The sequence below is a fragment of the Pengzhenrongella phosphoraccumulans genome (assembly GCF_045689905.1).
GTDB lineage: Bacteria > Actinomycetota > Actinomycetes > Actinomycetales > Cellulomonadaceae > Pengzhenrongella > Pengzhenrongella phosphoraccumulans.
In genome coordinates this window covers 2928054-2950180 of sequence record NZ_CP144210.1, presented here as the reverse complement: position 1 = coordinate 2950180, position 22127 = coordinate 2928054, and the positions used below count along the sequence as shown (strand labels likewise).

The 22127-nt window shown below is 71.6% G+C and carries 18 protein-coding genes; 8 read left to right on the top strand and 10 right to left on the bottom strand.

The window, feature by feature from the left end:
* Window positions 1-4: 4 nt before the first annotated feature.
* The 3 genes from VTA80_RS13630 to VTA80_RS13620 all read left to right on the top strand — a co-directional run bounded on the left by VTA80_RS13630 (window position 5) and on the right by VTA80_RS13620 (window position 3312).
* Window positions 5-763, top strand: coding sequence for a DUF429 domain-containing protein (locus VTA80_RS13630; protein WP_407341637.1), 759 nt, complete (start codon window positions 5-7; stop codon window positions 761-763).
* Between the two features lie 85 nt (window positions 764-848).
* Entirely contained in the window at window positions 849-2489 is a 1641-nt protein-coding gene (locus VTA80_RS13625) for a diguanylate cyclase (protein WP_407341636.1), read from the top strand.
* Between the two features lie 25 nt (window positions 2490-2514).
* Window positions 2515-3312 carry a sulfite exporter TauE/SafE family protein gene (locus tag VTA80_RS13620; RefSeq protein ID WP_407341635.1) on the top strand — a complete coding sequence of 266 codons (798 nt, stop codon included), beginning with the start codon at window positions 2515-2517 and terminating at the stop codon, window positions 3310-3312.
* A 176-nt stretch (window positions 3313-3488) separates the two neighbouring features.
* On the opposite strand, the gene VTA80_RS13615 is transcribed toward VTA80_RS13620, so the two are convergent.
* Window positions 3489-4997 carry a sugar porter family MFS transporter gene (locus VTA80_RS13615; protein WP_407341634.1) on the bottom strand — a complete coding sequence of 503 codons (1509 nt, stop codon included), beginning with the start codon at window positions 4995-4997 and terminating at the stop codon, window positions 3489-3491.
* 311 nt (window positions 4998-5308) lie between these two features.
* Between VTA80_RS13615 and VTA80_RS13610 the strand changes: the two genes are divergently transcribed.
* Complete coding sequence (locus VTA80_RS13610; RefSeq protein ID WP_407341633.1) at window positions 5309-6058, top strand: GntR family transcriptional regulator; 750 nt, start codon at window positions 5309-5311, stop codon at window positions 6056-6058.
* A gap of 37 nt (window positions 6059-6095) precedes the next feature.
* Here VTA80_RS13610 and VTA80_RS13605 read toward each other — a convergent pair whose 3' ends face one another.
* Complete coding sequence (locus VTA80_RS13605; protein WP_407341632.1) at window positions 6096-6485, bottom strand: tautomerase family protein; 390 nt, start codon at window positions 6483-6485, stop codon at window positions 6096-6098.
* Window positions 6486-6650: 165 nt separating this feature from the next.
* Between VTA80_RS13605 and VTA80_RS13600 the strand changes: the two genes are divergently transcribed.
* Window positions 6651-7985: a transaldolase family protein gene (locus tag VTA80_RS13600; RefSeq protein WP_407341631.1), complete on the top strand. Its 1335-nt coding sequence runs from the start codon at window positions 6651-6653 to the stop codon at window positions 7983-7985.
* A gap of 47 nt (window positions 7986-8032) precedes the next feature.
* Here the strand turns inward: VTA80_RS13600 and dhaK are convergent, their stop codons facing one another.
* The 5 genes from dhaK to VTA80_RS13575 all read right to left on the bottom strand — a co-directional run bounded on the left by dhaK (window position 8033) and on the right by VTA80_RS13575 (window position 13943).
* The gene (dhaK, locus tag VTA80_RS13595) at window positions 8033-9028 is read right to left on the bottom strand and encodes a dihydroxyacetone kinase subunit DhaK (protein WP_407341630.1); all 996 of its coding nucleotides are present in this window, start codon (window positions 9026-9028) and stop codon (window positions 8033-8035) included.
* Between the two features lie 78 nt (window positions 9029-9106).
* Entirely contained in the window at window positions 9107-9760 is a 654-nt protein-coding gene (dhaL, locus tag VTA80_RS13590; protein ID WP_407341629.1) for a dihydroxyacetone kinase subunit DhaL, read from the bottom strand.
* A gap of 5 nt (window positions 9761-9765) precedes the next feature.
* Complete coding sequence (locus tag VTA80_RS13585) at window positions 9766-10548, bottom strand: HAD-IA family hydrolase (protein WP_407341628.1); 783 nt, start codon at window positions 10546-10548, stop codon at window positions 9766-9768.
* The gene (locus tag VTA80_RS13580) at window positions 10545-11417 is read right to left on the bottom strand and encodes a class II fructose-bisphosphate aldolase (protein WP_407341627.1); all 873 of its coding nucleotides are present in this window, start codon (window positions 11415-11417) and stop codon (window positions 10545-10547) included. The genes VTA80_RS13585 and VTA80_RS13580 overlap by 4 nt, the downstream gene beginning before the upstream one ends.
* A gap of 87 nt (window positions 11418-11504) precedes the next feature.
* Window positions 11505-13943, bottom strand: a complete 2439-nt coding sequence (locus VTA80_RS13575; RefSeq protein WP_407341626.1) for a TIM-barrel domain-containing protein — start codon at window positions 13941-13943, stop codon at window positions 11505-11507.
* Between the two features lie 105 nt (window positions 13944-14048).
* On the opposite strand from VTA80_RS13575, the gene VTA80_RS13570 reads away from it, so the two are divergent.
* Entirely contained in the window at window positions 14049-15269 is a 1221-nt protein-coding gene (locus tag VTA80_RS13570) for an EAL and HDOD domain-containing protein (RefSeq protein WP_407341625.1), read from the top strand.
* A 68-nt stretch (window positions 15270-15337) separates the two neighbouring features.
* Here VTA80_RS13570 and VTA80_RS13565 read toward each other — a convergent pair whose 3' ends face one another.
* Complete coding sequence (locus tag VTA80_RS13565) at window positions 15338-16747, bottom strand: DUF222 domain-containing protein (protein WP_407341624.1); 1410 nt, start codon at window positions 16745-16747, stop codon at window positions 15338-15340.
* A 309-nt stretch (window positions 16748-17056) separates the two neighbouring features.
* On the opposite strand from VTA80_RS13565, the gene VTA80_RS13560 reads away from it, so the two are divergent.
* Window positions 17057-18424 (top strand): ISL3 family transposase, encoded by a 1368-nt coding sequence (locus VTA80_RS13560; RefSeq protein WP_407341623.1) that lies wholly within the window; start codon window positions 17057-17059, stop codon window positions 18422-18424.
* A 333-nt stretch (window positions 18425-18757) separates the two neighbouring features.
* Window positions 18758-19831, top strand: coding sequence for a winged helix DNA-binding domain-containing protein (locus VTA80_RS13555; RefSeq protein WP_407341622.1), 1074 nt, complete (start codon window positions 18758-18760; stop codon window positions 19829-19831).
* 48 nt (window positions 19832-19879) lie between these two features.
* Here VTA80_RS13555 and VTA80_RS13550 read toward each other — a convergent pair whose 3' ends face one another.
* Together VTA80_RS13550 and VTA80_RS13545 are read right to left on the bottom strand one after the other, a co-directional pair.
* Window positions 19880-21226 (bottom strand): 6-phospho-beta-glucosidase, encoded by a 1347-nt coding sequence (locus VTA80_RS13550; RefSeq protein WP_407341621.1) that lies wholly within the window; start codon window positions 21224-21226, stop codon window positions 19880-19882.
* Entirely contained in the window at window positions 21223-21975 is a 753-nt protein-coding gene (locus tag VTA80_RS13545) for a DeoR/GlpR family DNA-binding transcription regulator (protein ID WP_407341620.1), read from the bottom strand. Before VTA80_RS13545 ends, VTA80_RS13550 begins: the two co-directional genes overlap by 4 nt.
* Window positions 21976-22127: the final 152 nt, after the last annotated feature.

The following is a 22127-nucleotide window of genomic DNA, read 5'->3' as shown; positions in this document are numbered from 1 at the left end:
CCGCATGACCAGCTACCTCGGCCTGGACCTTGCGTGGGGCCGGACCGCCCGGACCGGCCTGGCGGCGCTCGACCGCGACGGCCGGCTGGTCGCGTCGGGGGCCGTGCGGACCGACGACGAGATCGCGGACTTCGTCGCCGAGCACGCCGCCGGGGAGCTCGTGGCCGCGATCGACGCCCCGCTCATCGTGCCGAACCTGACCGGGCGCCGGGCCTGCGAGGCGCTCGTCGCCGCCGAGTTCGGCCGGTTCCACGCCGGGGCGTACCCCGCCAACCGGTCGCTGCCGCACCTCGACCCGCCGCGCGCGGCGACGCTCGCCACGCGGTTCGGCTGGGACCCGGACCCCGGGACGGTGCCGCGCACCGGCACGTCCGTGGCGATCGAGGTGTACCCGCACCCGGCCATGGTGATCCTGTTCGACCTCGAGCGGGTGCTGCCGTACAAGGCGAAGAAGGGGCGCGACGTCGACTCGCTCCGCGCCGCGTTCGCGCTGCTCCTCGACCACCTCGAGCGCACGTGCGAGGACCCTCTGCAGCTGTCGCGATCGCCACGGTGGGCGGCCCTGCGCCGGGCCGCGGCCACCGCCGAGCGCAAGAGCCAGCTCGGCGCGATCGAGGACGAGATCGACGCGATCTTGTGCGCCTACCTCGCGTGGCTCTGGGGCGGTCGGGACCCCCGCATGCGCGTGCTGGGGGACGTGACCGGCGGGTACATCGTCGTCCCCGGCACCGCCCGCGTGCCGCCGCCCACCGTCATGGGATGACCAATTCCTCAACCTCGCGCGCGTACGGCCGATGAAGTGAGCAACCGGTGACCCCGGAGGGGCTCCACGACGAATCGAGAGGGCGATGGTGCTGCACGACCCCGTCGGTCTTTCGTATGCGATCGCGGCCCTCGTGTTCGCGGCCGTCGCGCACGTCGCCTGGCGCCGTCGGGCGCACAACCCCACCCTGGCCGCCTCGCTCGTCGTCGTGATGCTGGCCCTCACGGTCGCCTCGGGCGCCGCCGCCATCGCCCTGTTCTCGGCCGACGAGACGACGGCGGCGGTCGCCTCGTTGGTGATCCTGCCGGCGATGTCGATCGCTGCCGGCGCGTTCGGATGCGTCGCCCTCGCGTGCACCTTCCCGCAGTGGACCCCGCCCGGCTGGCTGATCGCCATCCTGCTCGTCGAGCCGGCGATGGTCGCCGCCGCCGAGCTGGCCAGCCCGTGGCGCCGCTGGTTGTACGGCGGGTCGGGCGTCGCGGAGCTGACCGGCTCGGCCGGGTGGCTCCACACCCCTGGCTACTGGGCGCACACCGGGTACTGCTACCTCGCGTTCGGGATCGGTGCCGTGGTGATCGCGTGGGGCTGGTGGACGGCGTCGCCGGCCTTTCGGCGGCAGCGGCTCGCCTTCCTCCTGGCGACCGCGATCCCGATCGTCGGCAACGTCGTGTACATCTTGGGCGGCTTCAACGAAGCCCTGGACCCGACGCCCTTCTGCCTGGCCGCGACGGGCGTGATCATGACCTACGCCTTGGTCAAGCAGGACCTGATCACGTTCTCACCGGTCGCCCGCGCGCTGATCGTCGACCAGATCGGTGATGCTGTGATGGTCGTCAACCCGGCCGGTCGGATCCTCGACCTCAACGCGGCCGGGACCTCGCTGGTCCGTGCGATGCGCCCGGGCGCGCCGCAGGATCTCATCGGGCTCTCGTGCGAGGACCTGTTCGGCCGGACCATCGGCGCCGACGAGACGCACCTCGCGCTCGCCGTCCAGCTGCCCGAGGGGCCCGCCGAGTTCCAGGTGCGCACCTCGCCCCTGCTCGACGCGCGCGGGGGCGTCCTCGGTTTGGTGTTCGTCGCGCGCGACGTGACCGAGGCGAACGCGTTGGCCAGGAGCCTGATCACCGCGAACACCCGCCTGGTCCGGCAGGTGGACACCATCGAGCACCTGCGCGCCGACCTCGCCGAGCTGTCCAGCCGGGACGCGCTGACCGGGCTGCACAACCGGCGCTTCATGGTCGAGCGGTTCGGCCAGATGGTCGCGGCGGCCGAGGCCTCCGGCGCAGCGCTCGCCGTCGTCCTGCTCGACATCGACCGGTTCAAGGCCATCAACGACGTGCACGGCCACCTGGTCGGGGACGAGGCGCTGGTGGTGCTCGCCCAGCGGATCCGCGTGCACGCCCCGACCGGGGCGCTCGTGGCCCGCTGGGGCGGCGAGGAGTTCTTCGTCGCCATCCCCGGGGCCGACGCCGCCACCGGCCTCGCCTTCGCCGACGACGTGCGCGCGGTGTGCGAACGGGACGGGATCCCGGTCTCCGGCCGGGTGATCCCCTGCACCCTCAGCGGCGGCGTGGCCCTCTACCCGAGCTCCGGCACCACCCTGAACGAGCTGTTCCACGCCGCCGACGTCGCCCTGTTCGAGGCGAAGGACGCCGGCCGCAACCGGATCCGGCTCTACGCCCGGCACACCGGCCCGATGATCGACGACCTGCTGACGAGTCCCTGAGCGCGGTCGGCCTAGGCTTCCGGTCGTGCCCGAGCTCACCCCTTTGGACCTCTCGCTCCTCGCGGCCGCCGCCGCCCTGGTCGGGCTGAGCAAGACGGCGCTGCCCGGCGCGGGCACGATCGCCGTGGCGGTGTTCGCCGCCGTCCTGCCCGCGCGCTCGTCCACCGGCGCCCTGCTCGTCCTGCTGATCGTGGGTGACCTGTTCGCGGTCTGGAGCTACCACGCGCACGCCGACTGGGCGACGTTGCGCCGGATGGTGCCGGCCGTGCTCGCGGGCATCGGCGTGGGCGCACTGTTCCTCGCGATCGCCGACGACGCCGCCGTCCGCCGCGTCATCGGCGTGATCCTGCTCGCGCTGGTCGCCGTCACGCTGCTGCGCCGCGCTGGCGCCCGCCGCCGCGAGCGCCGGACGGGGGCGCTCGAGACCGGCGCACGCGATGCTGCCGGCGCTCCGATCACGTCCGGTGCGGGTCGCCGGGTCGACACCGGCGCGTACGGCGTGCTCGCGGGGTTCACCACCATGGTCGCCAACGCGGGCGGCCCGGTGATGTCGCTCTACTTCCTCGCCTCGAGGTTCTCGATCAACCAGTTCCTCGGGACGGCGGCGTGGTTCTTCCTCGCGGTCAACCTCGCCAAGACGCCGTTCTCGATCTCGCTCGGGCTGATCAGCGCCGGGTCCCTACGGCTCGACCTGGTGCTCGCCCCCGCCGTCGTCGTCGGCGCCCTGATCGGCCGCCGCCTGGCCCGCCGGATCAACCAGAAGCTCTTCGACCGCCTGGTCCTGACCCTGACGATCCTGTCGGCGTCCTACCTCCTCGTCTAACCCCGATCCCCACCCGCCACCCCGACCCGCAAACCCGACCCGCAAAAGCAGCCCGCGAACTCGGAGGTTTCGTTCGAACTAGGACACCGCGATGTTCGAGTTCGAGGCAAACCTCCGAGTTCGCGGGCCGGGTTGGGGCTGGGGTGGGGGGTGGGGGGGTGGGGGGATTCGGGTGGTCAGGAGAGGGTGCGTTGGAGCTCGGTCTCTAGCTCTTCCAGGGTGAGGTGGGCGGTCTCCGGCACCGTGCGCCAGGTGAACGCGAGGGTTCCTACGTTGACGGCGGCGAACACCAGGAACGTGCCGGCGCCGCCGAAGGTGTCGATCAGCACCGGGAAGCTGAACGAGATGATGGCGTTGATGATCCACATCGCGAAGACGGCGACGCCCATGCCGAAGCCGCGCATCCGCAGCGGGAAGATCTCGGACAGCATGACCCAGGTGACCGGCGAGACGGCCCCCTGCTGGAAGAGCAGGAAGAGCAGCATGAAGCCCAGGACGGTGTACGACCCGACCGTCGACGGCGTCGTGCCGGCCTCGAGACCGGGCTGCACGAGCAGGCGGAACGTGGTGCTGATGGCGATCAGGGACACGATGATCCCGACCTGGCCGGTGATCAGCAGCCGACGGCGCGGCATCCGACCCACGAGCCACAGCCCGACGGCGCTCGCGGCCACCGAGACGACGCCGTTCGCGATCGTCGCGGTCAGGGCGGTGTCGGTGCCCAGCCCGGTCGTGGTGAGGATCGTCGGCGCGTAGTACATCAGCGTGTTGATGCCGGTGAGCTGCTGAACCATGGCGATGCCGACACCGATCACGACGACGCGCTTGATCCAGGGGGTCGCGAGATCCGCCCAGCCACCCTTGGCCCGGCCCGCGGACTCCGCGGCGACGGCGAGCACCTCACCGAGCTCGGCGGTGATGTCGGCGCCGACGGGCCGGGTGCCGGTCAGCACGGCGGCCGCCTCGGCGAACCGGCCCCGGCCGGCGTACCAGCGCGCGGTCTCCGGCACGAAGTGCATCCCGATCCACATCGCGATGGCCGGCACGGAGGCGACCAGCAGCATCCAGCGCCACATCGAGTGCCCGTCCCACAGATTCGCCATGACCGCGTTCGTGGTGAACGCGAGCAGCTGGCCGGTGACGATCATCAGGGCGTCCACCGCCACCAGCCGCCCGCGCAGATCCTGCGGCGCGATCTCGGCGAGGTAGACCGGCACGGTCGACGACGCGCCGCCCACTGCCAGCCCCAGCACGATCCGCGCGGCGATCATGACCGCGATGCTCGGCGCGAACGCGGTCCCGACGGCGCCGACGATGAAGATCCCCGCGAGGCCGAGCAGGTTGTGCCGGCGACCGTACCGGTCGGAGAGCCGGCCGCCGTACAGGGCGCCGAACGCCGCCCCGAACAGCAGCGACGAGGTCACGAGGCCTTCGGTGACCGGGCTCAGCCCGAGCCCGCCGCTGGCCACCGAGTCGGTCATGAACGGCAACGCCCCCGCGATCACACCGGTGTCGTAGCCGAACAGCAGCCCGCCGAGGGTGACGACCGTCGCGATGGCCCGCATCGAGTACCGCGGGGTGGTGCTCGCCTGCGCATTCGCGTCGGCAACGAGCGAGTCGAGCCGGTCCGGGGAGATTGGTCCACCGATCGGGGTGGGTTCGAGCTGATCGTTGATCGCCGACACGGGCGTCCTCTCCGTCGCGGGGCGGCGCACGCCGCCTCGGCAGCGGCCGCCCGGCCGTGGGGCCGAGTCGCGCTGCGTGCCGCATTCTGGTCCCTGCGGGCTCGGGGTCGTCCCCGCGAGGGCACGGGCAGGGCAATGATGTGCGGAGGATCGGTTGAGATATCGGCCGAATGTCCGCACAAGAGGGAAGGTCAACCGCCGCCGTGCCGAACAAGACCCACGAGCCGACCGAACCCCCCGTGTCTACTGAACCCGCAGTGCCCACTGAACCCGCAGTGCCCACTGAACCCGCAGTGCCCACTGAACCCGCAGTGCCCACTGAACCCGCAGTGCCGCTGCGGATCGACCTCGACCATTCGAGCCCGGTGCCGCTGTACCACCAGCTGGCCACGGCGATCGAGGCCAGCATCGAGTCCGGCGAGCTCGCGGCGGGCGCGCGGCTGGAGAACGAGGTCGCGCTCGCGGCTCGGCTCCGGGTCTCGCGCCCGACGACGCGGCGCGCGCTGCAGGAACTCGTGGCACTCGGCCTGCTCGTGCGTCAGCGCGGGGTCGGTACCCAGGTCGCACCCGTGCGCGTGCGCCGCAAGGTGGCGCTCACCAGCCTGTTCGACGACCTCGCCGCCAGCGGGCGCGCCCCGGCCACGACAGTGCTCAGCTACGCCCGAGGGCCGGGTTCGCCCGAGGTGGCCCGGCTGCTCGAGATCCCGCCCGGGACGGACGTGGTCACGATCCGGAGGCTGCGCACGGCCGACGGCGAACCCCTGGCGCTCATGACGAACCACCTGCCGACGGGGCTGGCGCCCACCGAGTCGGAGCTCGGCGAGCTCGGCCTCTACGCCGCGCTGCGCACCCGCGGGATCGAGATCCACATGGCGCAGCAGCAGATCGGGGCCCGCGCGGCGACCGCGGCCGAGGCGCGCGTCCTCGGCGAGAAGCCGCAGGCGGCGCTGCTCACGATGGAGCGCACGGCGTACGACGCCGCGGGCCGCCCGATCGAGCACGGCCTGCACCTGTATCGAGCATCGCGTTACAGCTACGCGACCACTCTTTTCGCCCACTGACTTTCTCCCACTGACTTTCGCCCGCTGACGCAGGCCGCTACAGCTCGCCCGTGAGAAACTGCGCGCGACCGCCGGCGAAGCTCCAGTCCTCGCGCGTGTTCTCGACCATCGACACGATGAGGTCGCCCGAGGCCAGCCCGGTCCGCTCGGCCAGCACGCGGTACAGCTCGCCGTAGGCCCGGGTCTTCTGCTCCGTGGTACGCCCCTGGTGGAAGACCTGGATGATCACGAGCTCGTCGCTGCGCTCGATCCCGAGCCCCGAGCCCTCCGCGATGACGTGCCCGACGGGGTGCTCGGTGACGATCTGGTACCTGTCCCCCGGGGGCGCCGCGAAGACGTCGAGCATGACGTCCTGGACGGCGTCGGCGATGGCGCGGACCTGGTCGGCGGACCGCCCCTGCTGCAGGTCGATGCGGACGAGTGGCATGGGCGGGGTCTCTTCTCGATAGGTTCTCTTTGTCTTAATGTCCTAACATACTCTGCCGCGCGGTCTCGAACGGCAGCCCACCAGCCAGCCCGCGCGCGGACCGCAGCGGCGGTGGACGATGAGAAGGCAGCACCCGGCCCACGACCCGCGGCCCAAGGAGCCACCATGAGCACCCGAACCGAGGTCCCCGCCAGTGCACCGGCGTACCGCGTCCGCACGCTCGACCTGCACCCGGTCATCGGCGAGGAGCCCTACGTCCGGCGAGTGCTCGACCAGCCTTTGACCTCGACGGCGTTCGCCGAGCTCGGCACGATCTCGCGGCATCTGGGCGTCACCGCCGAGTTCAAGGCGGTGATCGACTACTTCGGCACCCCTGAGGGCCACACACCGCCGGGTTTCCGCGTCGGGTGGAACGTCGAGCCGGGCGGGCTGCTCGAGGCGGACCTGATCCGGGACATCTCCTACGACGCCGACGGCGCCCTGCGGCCGACGAACCTGCTCTTCTCGGCCGACAGCGCCAACCCGTACGAGATCGCGCCGATCGCGGGTCTCGTGGCGAACCTCACCTGCAACCCGGGGATCATCTACGACCTGTTCCTGAAGAACCCCGAGGCCAACGTGGGCGGGCTCTTCAAGGACCGCGACGAGGTGATGGCCGAGATCGGCCGCGTCCTGGGTCCGGGGTGCGACATCAGCGTGGAGCTCAACAACCCGTTCGACCCCGACTTCGGCCGGATCCTGGCCGAGGTCGAGAAGTTCCGGGAGATGCTGTCGCGCTGGCGGGTGGTCATCAAGGTCCCGCACACCGGCCCGGTCAACGCGGACAACGTCGGTCAGCTGCTCTCCGGCGACAAGCACCTCGACCGCCGGTGGTGGCAACCCGCCACCGTCGACGCCTTCCGCGGGCACAACCTGGCCCTGCGCCTGCGCGAGCAGGGCATCCGCGTCAACTTCACGCTGATGTTCGAGCCGCACCAGGCCCAGCTCGCCCTGCAGGCCCGGCCGTACTTCATCAACGCCTTCATCCGGCACCGCCTGCTCCAGTCGACGCGGCTCGCGGGCCTGCTCGACGACTACGCGGCCACCGAGGACCCGAACGTGCTCGCCTCGCTGCGCAGCTACCTGATCGAGCAGGACTACCTGGCCCGCACGGACACGGACTTCGACCTCACCGAGGCACGCCGGATGGCCGAGCAGATCGTGGCCTACCGCCAGGTCAGGACCCCCGCGGGCGCCGACGGACTGGACACCGTCCGGCACAACCTGCGCGCGCTGCGCTCGGCCAACCTGCCCGAGACGCGCCTGATCGTGTGCTCGATGGAGGGTGACCGCAACTACCCGGACATCGACCGCCTGCTCGCGAGCGACGAGTTCGCGGACATGTCCCGTCGGCTGGTCCTCACCGCCGAGCCCGGGTACCTCGCCCGCTTCGCCTCGGCCAACCAGGTCGTGGGCTACCAGCGCCGGTTCATGACGGCCGCCCAGGGCCAGACGATCTGACCCTGGGCGGAGGTGTCGCGCGCGGCATCGCGGGTGGGCGGGCCCCTCTAGAACACCCGGTACGCGATCTCCGCCGGAGCGGCGAGCAGCTCGTCGATCTCCGGGTCCAGCTTGACCAGCGTCAACGACGCGCCGGCCATGTCGAGCGAGGTGCAGTACTCCCCCACGTAGCTCCGCGTGACGACGATCCCCCGATCGGCGAGCTTGCGGTGCGCGATGCCGTACAGCAGGTACAGCTCGCTGATCGGCGTGCCCCCGAGCCCGTTGATCATGAGCGCGACGTTGTCGCCCTCGGCGTACGGCAGGTCGCCGACGACGGCGGCCAGCATCTCGTCGACGATCTCGTCCGCCGAGACGAGCTTGGCCCGACGGCGGCCCGGCTCGCCGTGGATCCCGACGCCCACCTCGATCTCGTCGTCGCCCAGCGCGAAGAGCGGCGACCCCTTGGCCGGCGGCGTGCACGCGGTCAGCGCGATCCCGATGGTCCGCGTCACGGAGTTGACCTTCTCGCCGATCCGCACGACCTCGTCGAGGTCGGCCCCGGCCTCGGCCGCGGCGCCGACCGCCTTCATGACGAAGAAGTTGCCCGCCACCCCGCGCCGCCCGACCGTCCAGGTGGAGTCCTCGACCGCGACGTCGTCGTTGATGAACAGGGTGCGCACCGTCATGCCGTCCGCTGCCGCCATCTCCTGCGCCATCTCGAACGCCATCTTGTCGCCGGTGTAGTTGTTCACCAGAAGCAGCACGCCCTTGTCGGAGGCGAGCAGCTTGACCGACTCGTACACGTAGTCCATCGGGGGCGCGGCGAAGACGTCGCCGGGGCAGGCGCCGTCGAGCATCCCCTTGCCCACCGTCATCACGTGCGCCGGCTCGTGCCCGGAGCCCGACCCCTGGATGATCGACACCTTGTCGTGGCGGGGAGCGTCGGCTCGCATGATCAGGTTGTACTCGGGGACGTACTTGAGCGTGTCCGGGTTGGCGAGCGCGATCCCCTGGAGCATCTGGGGGACGAACTGCTTCGGGTCGTTCACGAACTTCTTCACGGCTTCCTCCACGACGGTGTGATGGGTTGGGTTCCTTGCTGTGAAACTCGTGAGCGACCGATCGGGCGGGTCGCGGTGCTAGCTCGTGCGAGCGGCCTCGTGCTCGGGCCAGCGGGCCGCGATCTGCTCGGTCAGGACTGCGACGGCCACCGCTCCGGCGTCCGGCGAGCCGATGCTGCGCTCCCCGGTGTAGCTCGCGCGGCCGCGTCGGGCCTGCATCGGGGTCGTCGCCTCCGCGGCGGCGCGGGCGGTGACGGCGGCGTCGTCGAGCACGGTCTGCGCCCCGGCACCCTGCGCGGCGAGCGCGGCGACGCGGTCGCGCACCGGCACGAGCGCGTCGAGGAGCGTCTTCTCGCCGACCTCGGCGCCCCCGCGGGCCTTGATCCCCTCGATCGCCCCCGTGAGCATCTCCACGCAGGCCGCAGCATCGAGGACGTCGTGGGACTTGGCTACGGTCGCGGCGCGCAGGAACGCGGTCCCCCAGAGCGGACCGGACGTCCCGCCGGTCCGACCGGCGATGATCATCGCGACCCGCTGCAGGAACGCGCCGACGTCGGAGCGGTCGATCGAGTCCCAGTGCTCGAGGACGATCTCGAACCCGCGCGCGAGCGAGTAGCCGAAGTCGCCGTCGCCGACCACCGAGTCCAGCTCGCCGAAGTAGGTCTCGTTCTCCACCGCCGTCTCGGCGATCACGCGCACCACGAACTCGATGTCGGCAACGTCTGTGGCCATCCGTCTCACTCCTTCGGTGGGTTGATCAGCCGGGCCAGGTCGGCAAGATCGACCTGGTCGCCGATGTCGAGCCGGTGCGGGTCCTGCAGCACCCGCGTGATCTCGTCGGGCGCGTCACCGAGGCTGGAGACGACGAGCGCCGCTCCGGTGAAGTCCTCGCTCGCGGTGTAAGCGCTCACCGTGACGACGGTCGTCAGGCCGGCCGCGAGCGCGGCCGCGAGGCCGTTCGCGCTGTCCTCGATCACGACGGCGTCCTGGGCCGCGACCCCCAGCCCGCGCAGCGCGAGCAGGTAGATGTCGGGCGCGGGCTTCTTGTGCCCGACGACGTCCCCGGCGAACACGGCAAAGTCGGCCGCGCGCTCGCGCCCGACGACATGCTCGAGGACCGCGCGCACCGACGGCTCGGCCGACGTGGACGCCACCGCGAGCGACCAGCCAGCTGCAGCGGCCTGCTCGACCAGACGGGCCACGCCCGGCCGGGCGGGCAGCACGCCCGCGGCGACCTTCGCGGTGTACTTGGCCGTCTTGAGCCGGTGCCAGAGCGCGATCATCGACTTGCGGCCCTCCTCGTCGCGGGGCAGGCCCTCGCGCGCGATGAACTCGGGGGTGAGCAGGCTCGCCATGCGCTCCTTGCCGCCGCCGATCGTGACGACCCGCGCGTAGTCCTCGTCGCTCCACCGCACGCCGAGCCCCACCTCGGCGAAGGTCTCGTTGAAGGCGGGCAGGTGCCCGTACCGCTCGGTGTCGGCCAGGACGCCGTCGCAGTCGAAGATCAGCGCCGGGCTCATCGCGGGACCAGCGCCTCGGCGCGACCGGCCGAGCCGAAGATCTGCAGGTACCGGGCGACCTCGGCGGTGACCGCGCGCGAGATGTCCGCGAACATCGACGGTGGGTCCCACTTGCCGGTGACCTCGGCCCGCTGGGTGTGATCCCGCGCCGCGTGCATGTAGGCGAGCTTGAGGCCGGTCGAGATGTTGATCTTGGACACGCCCGCGTCGATGAATGTCCGGAAGTCGGCCTCGCTCAGCCCCGTCCCGCCGTGCAGCACGATGGGCCGGTCGGACAGCCGGGCGAGCGCCCGGACCCGCTCGGGCAGCAGCACCGGCAGCCGCGTGTAGCTGCCGTGGGCGGTCCCGAGCTGGGGTGCGAGCAGGTCCGCCCCCGTCCGCACGGCCACCTCGGCGAGGACCTCCACGGAGTAGGCGTGCAGGGCGGTGTCCGACCCGACCCCGTCCTCGACCCCGATGATGTTCTCGATCTCCGACTCGACGTCGACACCCGCAGCGTGCGCCAGCGCGACCACCTCGCGCGTCTCGGCCTCGGCCTGGTCCAGGTCCCTGTCGGAGGCGTCGAAGAGCACCGAGGACCAGCCGGCCGCGACGACGGCGGCTATCAGCTCGCGATCGGGGCAGTGGTCGAGGTGCAGCGCGACCGGCACCGGCGCCGGACCGGCCGCGGAGACGAAGGTCGTCGTCATGAGGTCGACGCCGATCGCGCGGGCCGTCTTGACCGAGACCTGGATGATCAGCGGGGACGACAGCTCGACCGCCGCGGCGATCGCAGCACGCAGGCTGAGATCGTCGAGGATGTTCACGGCGGCGACGGCGTACCCGTGGGCCTGACCGTGACGGGCGAGCTGGACCGTCGACTGGATCATGCCTCGATTAGACGCCCAAACCGGGCGTCGCGCCCGTCGCACGGCGCCGATCGAACCCGACCGCAGCGGGCCGGGTCCGGTGGGCGATCAGCGCTCGGCGGTGGCCGAGATCAGCTCCACGAGCGCCCCGTAGAGGTTCCCCGCCAGGCCCAGCGGGTGCAGCGCACCCAACAGCTCCGTGCCACCCGACGAGAGGGTCAGAGCCATGACGCGCTCCTTGTCGTCGTAAGCGATCTCGGCGTCGTCGAGCAGGGCGAACACGGCCGCTGCGAGGTCCGCCGCGCGAGTCCGCACCCCGTCGAGCCGCACCTCGAGGCCGCGCGCGAGATCCACGGAGCCCAGCTCGACGCGCGTCGGCCCGGTCGCGTCGGCCGGCACGACGACGGCGTCGACCTCGCGCTCCCCGGTGCGCGCCGCGGCCCCGGCGACCCGGTCCACCCCGACCAGCTCGATCGTGAGGATGCGGACCGTGCGTACGCCCGGCCCGGTCGGCGGCTCGATTCGGAGCACGACCGACGCCGCCTCGGCGCCGTCGGGACGGCCCGTATCGCCGCCGTGCCAGGTCAGGGAGATCGCGGTCTCCTGGCGGTCGGCCACGTCGGGATCGCCGCGACCGTCGTCCTCCAGCAGGACGCAGCCGCCGTCGGCCCCGGGGAAGACCCGGAGCACGAGCGCCGCCGGGTTCGCGCCGGCGTCGGCCAGCGGGTCGGCGGCCAGGGGCACGACGGCGCCCGCCGGCGCCAGCACCGGCATCTGCGCGATCGACCGGTGCAGCGCGAGGCGACGACCGCCGTCGTACCGGCGGCCGGTGAAGAAGTCGAACCAGGTGCCCTCGGGCAGCCACGCGGTGACCTGACCGAGGTGGGTGCCGGCGTCGACCGGCGTCGTGATCGGAGCCACGAGCAGGTCGGGGCCGAACAGGAACTGGTTCGGGACCTCGTACGCCTCGGGCGCGGTCGGATGGTCGTGGTACATCGGCCGGACCGGCGCGACCCCGTCGGTGTGCGAGACCCACATCGCCGAGTACAGGTAGGGCACGAGCTGGTGCCGCAGCCGCAGGAACCGCGCCATGATCCGCTCGGCCTCGGGGCCGAAGTGCCACGGCTCTTTGGAGGTGAACGGGCTGCTCGTGGAGTGCAGCCGGTTGATCGGGGAGAACACCCCGAGCTGGAACCACCGGGTGGTGAGCTCGATGTCCTTGGCGCCGCCGAGGTGGCCACCGATGTCGTGGCTCCACCAGAAGTAGCCGACGTTCGCGGCGGTGGCGGTGAAGTACGGCTGGAAGTCCAGGGAGGCCCAGGTCGTGATCGTGTCCCCGGAGAAGCCGACCGGGTAGCGGTGGCTGCCGAGCCCCGCGTACCGGGACAGGATCAGCGGGCGCTTCCCCTCGCGCCCCGAGTCGAGGTAGTGCACGCGGTTGAGCATCCACAGCGGGTCGAGCCCCGGCACCCGCGTATGCGTCCCCGACTGCCAGTCGAGCCACCAGAAGTCGACGCCGATGCGCTCGTGCGGGTGGTGCAGGCGCTCGAGGTAGGCGCGCACGAACTCTCGCGAGGAGATGTCGAAGCCGATCTCGGTGCCGTCGGCCGGGTCGAGCCCCAGGTCGCGCGCGACCTCCGCGTAGGCGGCCTCGTGCCGGCGCACGCCGTCGGCAGGGTGGACGTTGAGGGTCACGTGCAGGCCACGGTCGTGCAGCGCGGCGAGGAAGGCCGGCGGGTCGGCGAACAGCTCGGGGTTCCACGTGTACCCGGTCCAGCCGCTGCCGAGCGACGGATCGATGTCGACCAGGTGCCAGTCCATGTCGAGCACGGCCACCGAGAGCGGCACGCCGGCCGCCGCGAACCGGTCCATGAGCGCGAGGTACTCCTGCGCCGAGTACCGGTGGTAGCGGCTCCACCAGTTGCCGAGCGACCAGCGCGGCAGGATCGGGCTCGGGCCGGTGAGCCGGAAGAAGTCCCGCAACGCCCCGCGGACGTCCGTGCCGTACCCGAAGAAGTACAGGTCCTCCTCGGTCCCCGCCCGCGGGGCGACCCAGCCGTCCTGCGTCACCTCGAGCGTCGCGGAATCGTCGACCACGGCAAACCCGTGCCGCGAGAGCAGCCCGGGCTCGAGGGCGACGGCGCCGTCGACGTCGTCCAGGGTGCGCGCGGTCCCGCCGAGGTTGCTCTGACGCCCGTCCTGCCAGTCGACCGGGTCGCCGTGGTGCCAGGTCGTGCGGTGGGCGGCCTGCGAACGCGTGCGCATCGAGACCGACAGGCCGGCACCGCTGAACGCTGCGAGGTCGTACCGCACGTGCAGGTGCTCGGTCCACAGGTCGAGCGACTCGGCCGTCCGGGCGACGGTGAACTCCGGCACGTCGAACTGGCGGCGCACGACGAGCTGGGTGGGTCCGTCCACGAACGCATCGCTCTCGCTGCGCTCCATCCGGATGAGCCTGCTGGTCAAGACGGTGAACCGGTACCCCGGCCCCTGGACGACGGCGAGCGGGTCGGGCGCTGCGGACGAGGTACCACCACGGGGAGTCACCCCCCGAGCCTCCTCCACGAACGAGCAAAGCCTCACACCGCGCCCGGCCCGGTCGATCAATCCGCTGACCCCACCGGGCCAACCAGAGTGACGAGGAAGTCGACGATGACCGATCCCCGGAACCAACCCACGAGCCTGCTCACCGCGCGCAGGATCGACGTCACCGTGCACCGCCAGCCCGTGGTGCACCCTGACCGGACCGTGCACGGCTACGCGGTGAGCGTGCAGGTCCGCGCGCCGATCACGAGCGCCCACCTTTCCGATGAGCTCGACGCACTGGTGCACGCGACCCACCGCGACCTCGACTTCACCCTGCTGGCGAACCAGGACGTCGTCTTCCTGCGGGCCACCACGGGGATGCTCACCGGCGAGGTGCCTCTGCCGCGGCCCGGCGGCGGGCTCGTGCTCGAGGTCCCGCACCACTTCGCCGCGGTGCCCGACGCCGCCGCACACATCGACCGGATCCGCGACGACGGCGTGGGGATCGCCCTCGCGGACTACGTGGCCGGCGGCGACCAGGACGCGCTGCTCGCGCTGGTCGACTTCGCCAAGATCGACCTCGGCCGCGGACTCGACACCGCGCTCCTCGGCATCGCCCGGGCGCACGAGCTCGGCATCGCGGTGATCGCCGAACGCGTCGCGAGCGAGGCTGCTGTCCGGTTCTGCCTGTCCCACGGGATCGAGCTGCTCCAGGGCCCGCTGTTCCAGCGCGACGCCCCGCCGCAGGCCCACGAGTTCACCGCGGGCCAGGTCCAGTGCCTCGAGCTGCTCCAGCTCCTGCACCTCGAGCACGTCGACCTGGACCGGGTGATCCAGCTCGTGGACGCCCACCCGGAGCTCGCGATCCGCGTGCTCGGGCTCGTCAACTCGAGCGCGAACGGGATGCGCCACCGGATCGACTCGGTCCGCCAGGCGATCCTGCTCGTCGGTCCGCAGCCGCTCACCGCGCTCGCGGCCGCCTCGCTCGTCGATGCGAGCAGGCTGTCGATCGCCGGTCTGTGGTTCGTGCTCAGTCGCGCCCTCGCCTGCCGGACGCTCGGGGGCGACGACGTCGCGTACACCGTCGGCCTGCTGTCGGCCGTCGCTGCACAGCTCAGGGTCGACCCCGCCGACCTCATCGCGCGCACCGGGGTGTCCGACGACGTCGCGGACGCGCTGCTCACGAAGTTCGGGCCGTACGGGGCGGTCCTGGGCGCCGTGCTCGCGCACGAGGAGAACGACGCGACGGCCGTCGAGGCCACCGGGTTCGGCACGGTCGAGGTCGCGAATGCCTACCTCGTCGCGGTCGCCGAGGCCCTCGCGATCACGAGGTCGCTCGCGGGCTGACGTCAGGCCTGGGTTCGTCCGGTCAGCAGTGCGTCAGGTCAGCAGTGCATCGGCGTGGCGCGGTGGGTTCAGCGGCGGATGACGGTGCCGTGGCGGTCGGTGAATTGCCAGCCGGCGGGTGTCCAGGTGATCTCGATGCCGTGGTCGTGGGTGTGGTCGTGGTGGTGCCAGCACAACAACACCCCGGTGGTGGCATCGGTGTCACCGTGATCGCGGAACCATTGAATGGAGTGGTGGCATTCACACATGCGCGGGGGCGCGGTGCAACCGGGGTATTGGCAGTGTTTGTCGCGGGCGATGATCGCGCGGCGCAATTGGCCGGTGAAGGTGCGTTTGGCGCGGCCGATATTGATGAGCTGTGAGTCCGGGCTGAACATGAACCGGCTGATCTCCGCGTCGCACAACAGTCGGTCCAGCACCTTGCGTGAGACTAGTTGCCCGTCCTCGAACACCGCCGGACGCAGCACCTGCGGGACCAGCGGCGACCCGTGGGTTCGTGCAGGGTCGAGCACACCGGGAACGTGCCCCGCGGGGTCGAGCACGCCTTGGTCGAGCGGACCTTGGTCGAGCAGTCCGCCGGGTGCGGGGGGCGGGAACAGCAGGGCCGGGTCCACCCGACCGCAGTCGGTGGGGCGCAGGGTGGGGTCGAGCAGGTGGGTCACCCCGGCGCGGGTGGTCATGGCGATCAGGGTCGGGTAGTCCACCAGCACGCTGATGTGCGGGCGTACCGAGGAGCCTTTGCCGGTCAGGCCCTGGTCCAACGTCAACCGGGCCAGGTCCGACAACGCACCCGCGCGACGCTGCGACGCGGTCCGGTCATCACCGGCCGCCGGCACGCCTTGCACGGCCTGCAGGGCGACCAGCAGCCCTTGGCCGTGCTCAGTGGTCAAGAACCCGGACAGGTGACAGCCGCCGGTGGTGGCGGAGATGTCGAAGAACTCCCGCTCGGTGGCGTCTTTGTATCCCCGCTCGTCCGCCTCGGGGTCGGCGGCGGCGGCCCACCGGCGGGCGAGCATGCGCAGGGTGTCGGCGCTGACCTGCACTGCCTGGTCCAGCAGGAACCGTTCCCCCACCGGCGCGTCCGGGTCCGCCAACACCGCCCGGCGCACCTCGCTGGTCGCCGCCGCGGTGGTCAGGATCTCGGCCTGCTCCACACTGACCCGCCCCTCACCCCCGGTGACCACCGCCGCCGCGGTCAACGGCAGCTCGTCGCGCAACGCGTGGGCCAGGCGAGTCATCCGCTTGGCCTTCGCATAGGTCAGGTGCGCCCGCCGGGCCAGCCACGTCGGGAACGTCCGCGCCCCGCTGGCGTTCCACGGCACGTCGGACTCCACCACGGGCAGCGCACGGGTGGCGATGGCCTGCAACCGGTCCGACAGCTCAAACACCCGGTCGAACAACTCCAACGCCCCCGCCCCGTCCAGATCCCGCGGAGACAGGGCAGCCAATGCGTCGACCTGCGCCTCGATCACCGCCACCCGATCCGCCAACGACACCCGTGACGCAGGCGTGGCCGGCGAAAGCGTGGGCGGCTGCGACGGACCTTCGCCGAGCGGAGAGGTGGGCGAGGGCGTCGACTGCTGCGGGGATGGCGGCGTGGACGCAGGCGGACCGGCGGCAGGCTGCACGGGCGTTGGCGCCTGCGACGACGCGCGGTCGTCCTCGTCAAACGGGCTCTACGAAGTTAACCGGGCAACGGTGGGGTGGGTCGTGGACGTAGTGGGCCCGTGACCTCGGTGATCATGGCTGTATCGAGCAGGACATGGTCATAGAGCGAGGTCACGGGCTTGGTTCAGGGTACGCATGTGCAGGGGGTCCCTCCGGTCGTGGTTTCGGGGGTGTCGCGGTTGTTGGACCTGGAGGGGTTGGCGGTCCGGGAGATCACGGCGGACGGGTGCGGTGGTCGGGTCGTGCACGTGGTCACGGCGGACCTGGCGGCGTCGGCGTGCCCGTCGTGCGGGGAGTTCTCCACCGCACTCAAGGGCCATGTGACCACGAGGCCGCGGGACATCCCGTATGGGACCAGGCCGCTGCGCCTGGTGTGGCACAAGCAGCGGTGGCGGTGCGTGGACCAGCGGTGCGCGCGGGGCTCGTTCACCGAACAGGTCCCCGCCGCGCGGCCCGGGGCGCGCCTGACGCGGCGGTTGCGGGCCGAGCTCGCCGACGCGGTCGCAGTCCAGCACCGGTGCGTGGCCGAGGCCGCGGAGTTCTACAAGGTGGGGTGGTCCACGGTCCACGACGCGTTCGTCGCCCGCGTCGACCCGGTCCTGGCGAAGCCCCTGCCCCTCGTGCGGGTACTGGGCATCGACGAGACCCGACGTGGCAGACCGGTCTGGGCCCACGACCCCGACACCGGCCGGTGGGTGCTGGCCTGCGACCGGTGGCATACCGGGTTCGTGGACGCGGACGGCACCGGCGGGCTCCTCGCGCAGGTCGAGGGCCGCTCAGCAGCCTGCGTGTCGGGGTGGTTGCTCGCTCAGCCGGCGTCGTGGCGGGCCGCGATCACGCACGTGACCATCGACTTGTCCGCGTCGTTCGCCAAGGGTGCCCGCGACGGCCTGCCGGGCGCCATCCAGGTCGCCGACAGGTATCACCTGGTCCAGCTCGCCAACGACACCACGACCGCGGTCCGTCAACGCACCGTGCGGGAGGCCACCGGGCGTCGGGGCCGCAAGATCGACCCGGCCTGGCAGGTCCGGCGCCAGCTGCTCACCGCACACGAGCGGCTGCGTCCGGCGAAGTTCGCCACGATGTGGAACGCGCTGCTCGACACCGGCGAGGCGGGCGTGGAGATCCTGGGCGCCTACATCGTCAAGGAGGACCTTCGTGCGTTGCTCGCTCTGGCCGGGACCCATCCCGAGCGGGCCGTGATCTGTCGGCGGCTGACCACGTTCTACGAGCACGCCGCCGCGTCGAGCGCACCCGAGGTCCACCGACTCGCCGCGACCGTCGACCGGTGGTGGCCGGCCGTGCTGGCGGGCCTCGAGACGGGGTACTCGAATTCACGGTCGGAGGGCTACAACCGCCTGGCCAAACACGTGGGAAGAGACGCTTTCGGGTTCAGAAACCCGGTCAACCAACGCCGCCGCATACGCTGGGCATGCACCCGTCAGCACCGACGGGCGGCAGCCGTGAAAACCCCGCTGCCCGGCTAACTTCGAAGAGCCGTCAAACGTCATCTCACACCCCCACATCGCTGCGTTGTCAGGAATACCCCTGCTGCCTCAGGGCCGGAAACTCGCCGTTTCCGATGCAACCCACACTAAACGGGGCCACTGACATTCACCGCCCCGTCGTCGGGCAGGGGATGTGGACAGAGAAGACCACACCGAAATCTGTGAATAAGCATTCGTGAAAGCAGCCCTGGGGGCGGCTCGCCGCCACAATTCGCGGGTCCTTCTACTCCGCAGCGCGACTCGTGGTGGACCGACGTGTGCTCGACCGCGGCGAGGAGCCGAGTGTCCTGCCCCACCCCTACGGTGGTGAGCGTGACGAGCCAGCGCCCCGACGTGCAGCACCCGGTACCCGACCTCATTGCTCGGCGGCTGGCCGCCCAGCTGCTGGCCGGCCAGCCGGCCCGCAGCACCGTGGACGTGGTGCGGCACCTGCTCGCGGTGCAGGCCCAGGACCTGCGCGGCGCACGCCTGAGCATCCGCTGCCGGTCGACGGGCCTGACGGTCGAGGACGTCGACCGCGCCCTCACCCACGACCGGTCCGCGGTGATCACCTGGGTCAACCGCGGGACGCTGCACCTCGTCGCCGCCGAGGACTACTGGTGGCTGCACCCCCTCACGACCCCGCAGCTCGTGACGGCGAACGCGCGGCGGCTCGAGCAGGAGGGCGTCAGCCCCGCACAGGCCGACGCGGGGGTCGACGTCGTCCGCGGGGCGGTCGCGTCCGGGCCGCAGACCCGCGCACAGCTCCGGGTGCAGCTCGACGCCGCCGGAGTCCCCACGGCCCGGCAGGCCCTCGTGCACGTGCTCATGGCCACGACCCTGCGCGGGCACGTGGTCCGCGGGCCGATGATCGCCGGCGAGCACGCGTTCGTCGGGGTGCGCGACTGGCTCGGCGAACCGCCCGACCCGCTCGACCGGGCCGAGGCGCTGGCGCTGCTCGCGCGGCGGTACCTCGCCGGGCATGGGCCGGCCGATGCGCGCGACCTCGCCAAGTGGGCGGGGATCACGCTGGGCGACGCCCGGCGCGGGATCGCGGGGCTCACCGCGGAGCTCGCGGACGCAGGCGACGGCCTGGTCGATCTAGCCGACCGGGAACCGGTGGCCGACCTGCCGGGGCCCCGGCTCCTGGGCCCGTTCGACCCGTTGCTGCTCGGCTGGGTCTCGCGCGAACAGATCGTCGGTGCCTACCACCAGATCGTGACGAGCAACGGGCTGTTCCGCCCGTTCGCCCTCGTGGATGGCCGCGCCGTGGCGACCTGGGGCCTGGCCGCGGGGGTCGTGTCCGTCCGGCCGTTCGAGCCGCTGTCCCGCACCGTGACGCGGGCGCTCGACCAAGAGGCCACGGACGTGCTCCGGTTCCTGCGCGGGGCGGACGTCGACGACTGATGCCGGGCACCCGGCGGGTGCCCAACGGTGCGGCCGACCGACCGCGGGTCAGCCGTCGAGGGCCGCGCCGACGCCCGGGATCTCCTGGCGGTACCGCTCGAGCAGGTCGCGCCCCACCCCGACGGAGTCCACGAGCGGGTGCAGCGCGATGGCCTTCCACGCGAGCGTCGCCGACCGCTCGACGACCGCCTCGATCGTCAGCTGCTCGACCGCCTTGACGGACTGCATGAGCGCCAGCATGTGCCCGGTGACCGGCGCGATGCGGTGGGGGTGGATGCCGTCGCCGTCGACCGTGCAGGGCACCTCGACGACGGCGTCCGCGGGCAGGCCGGGGACCACGTCGCCGTTGCGGACGTTGAGGATCATGGTCGACGGCGTGCCCAGCGCGAGAGCCGCCATGAGGTTCAGCGCCACCTGCTGGTAGCCGCCGTCCTCGAGGTCGGCCTCCTCGCGCGCGCTCTCCTGACCCTTCGGGCGCCCCTCGGCCATGTAGGTGGCCTCGCGCTCGTGCTTGGTGACCTCCCAGAGGTTCAGCGCCAGGTCGGGCCGCCCGGACGCGCGGTCGTAGAACGTCGCCTGCTGACGCATCAGGAACTCGCCGCGGGTGGCCTCGTTCGAGCGGATGCGATGCACGGCCTCGCGGCCGTAGTAGTAGTAGTAGAGGTACTCGTTGGGCAGCGCCCCGAGGGCCCGCACCCAGTCCAGCCCCATCAGCCGGGCCTCCTCGATGCCCTGCAGCCGGTCGGTGTCCGCGAGCAGCTCGGGGAGCCGGTCGCGGCCGTCGACCTCGAGCGAGCGGAGCCAACCGAGGTGGTTCAGGCCGACGTAGTCGAACGTGTCGACCGCGGGCGTGCCGGTGATCGCGAACGCCGCGCGGCGCATCAGGCCGATGGGGGTGTCACAGATCCCGACGACGCGGTCCCCCAGCACGCGACGCAACCCCTCGGTGACGATGCCCGCAGGGTTCGTGAAGTTGATGAACCAGGCCTGCGGGGCCAACGTCTTGACGCGCTCGGCGATGGCGAGCATGACGGGCAGCGTACGGATGGCGTAGGCCAGACCACCGGGCCCGGTGGTCTCCTGGCCGAGCACCCCCAGGTCGAGAGCGATGCGCTCGTCGAGCGTCCGACCCGCAGCGCCGCCGACGCGGATCGCGCAGAACACAAAGTTCGCGCCGGTCACGGCCTCATCGAGGTCGGTCGTCGCCGTCACGCGGGGCGGGTGCGCGAAGGTGCCCTCGAGCCGGGCGATGACGGCCCGGATCGCGCCGAGGCGCGACGCGTCGGTGTCGTAGAGCACGAGCTCGTCGATGCGCACCACGGCGTCATCTGCCGCGATCGCCGCGTACACCTGCGGGACCCGGAAGCCCCCGCCGCCAAGGATCGTGAGCTTCATACCGTGATGACCTCCGTACCTGCTGCCTGGAACGTGCTCAAGGTCGCGGGGTCCGCGCCCTGGTTGGTGACGAGGACCGCGATCCGGTCCGGCCCGCAGACGCCGAGCAGTCCGGTCCCGGGGAACTTCGTGCGGTCGGCGAGCAGGATCGTGCGCTCGGCAGCGGCCAGCATGGCCCGCTTGACCGGCACCTCGATGCCGGTCGTGTCCATGACGCCGCCGTCGGCCCGGATGCCCGAGCCGGACAGGAAGCAGAGGTTCGCGCGCAGCTGCCCGAGCGCCTGCTCGGTCAGCATCCCGACCAGCGACAGGTAGTTGGTCCGCAGCACGCCGCCGAGGACGATGAGCTCGATCTGGTCCTCGTCGCGCAGCTGGTCGACGACGGCGAGGCTCGAGGTGATGACGGTCAGCCGGCGCCCGCGCAGATGATGGGCGAGGCGCGCCGTCGTCGTCCCGATGTCGATGACGACGACGGAGCGTTCCGGCACGAGGGCGGCGGCCCGGATCGCGATGGCCTCTTTCTCGGCGCTGGCCTGGTGGGCGACCTCGCGGAAGCCCGTCGCGTCGGACTCGACGCTGCTCCCCCCGCCTCGCACGCGGCGCAGCAGGCCGTCCTGGCTGAGCACGTCGAGGTCCCGGCGGATCGTGGACGCGCTCACCCGGAGGTCGTCCACCAGCGCCTGCACGGAGACCTCACCATCGTGGCGCAGGCGCTTGAGGATCGCGTCGTGACGCGTCGCAGTGAGCACGAAACGACGCTAGCACGCAAGATGCGTCAACTTCACGCATTGTTTGGGCGAAGGTCCGTTGTACATTGATCCGTGTCCGGGCAGAACTTCGTCAAGGACGCGACAACAGGCCGGCATCACGCAGAATGCGTCATTTCGGTGCACGCAGGAGC

Bases quoted from the DNA above. Each gene is read 5' to 3' on its own strand.
- VTA80_RS13630 (WP_407341637.1), top strand. From the start codon at position 5: ATGACCAGCTACCTCGGCCTGGACCTTGCGTGGGGCCGGACCGCCCGG.
- VTA80_RS13625 (WP_407341636.1), top strand. From the start codon at position 849: ATGGTGCTGCACGACCCCGTCGGTCTTTCGTATGCGATCGCGGCCCTC.
- VTA80_RS13605 (WP_407341632.1), bottom strand. From the start codon at position 6,485: ATGCCACTCGTCCGCATCGACCTGCAGCAGGGGCGGTCCGCCGACCAG.
- VTA80_RS13600 (WP_407341631.1), top strand. From the start codon at position 6,651: ATGAGCACCCGAACCGAGGTCCCCGCCAGTGCACCGGCGTACCGCGTC.
- dhaL (WP_407341629.1), bottom strand. From the start codon at position 9,760: ATGGCCACAGACGTTGCCGACATCGAGTTCGTGGTGCGCGTGATCGCC.
- VTA80_RS13585 (WP_407341628.1), bottom strand. From the start codon at position 10,548: ATGAGCCCGGCGCTGATCTTCGACTGCGACGGCGTCCTGGCCGACACC.
- VTA80_RS13580 (WP_407341627.1), bottom strand. From the start codon at position 11,417: ATGATCCAGTCGACGGTCCAGCTCGCCCGTCACGGTCAGGCCCACGGG.
- VTA80_RS13570 (WP_407341625.1), top strand. From the start codon at position 14,049: ATGACCGATCCCCGGAACCAACCCACGAGCCTGCTCACCGCGCGCAGG.
- VTA80_RS13550 (WP_407341621.1), bottom strand. From the start codon at position 21,226: ATGAAGCTCACGATCCTTGGCGGCGGGGGCTTCCGGGTCCCGCAGGTG.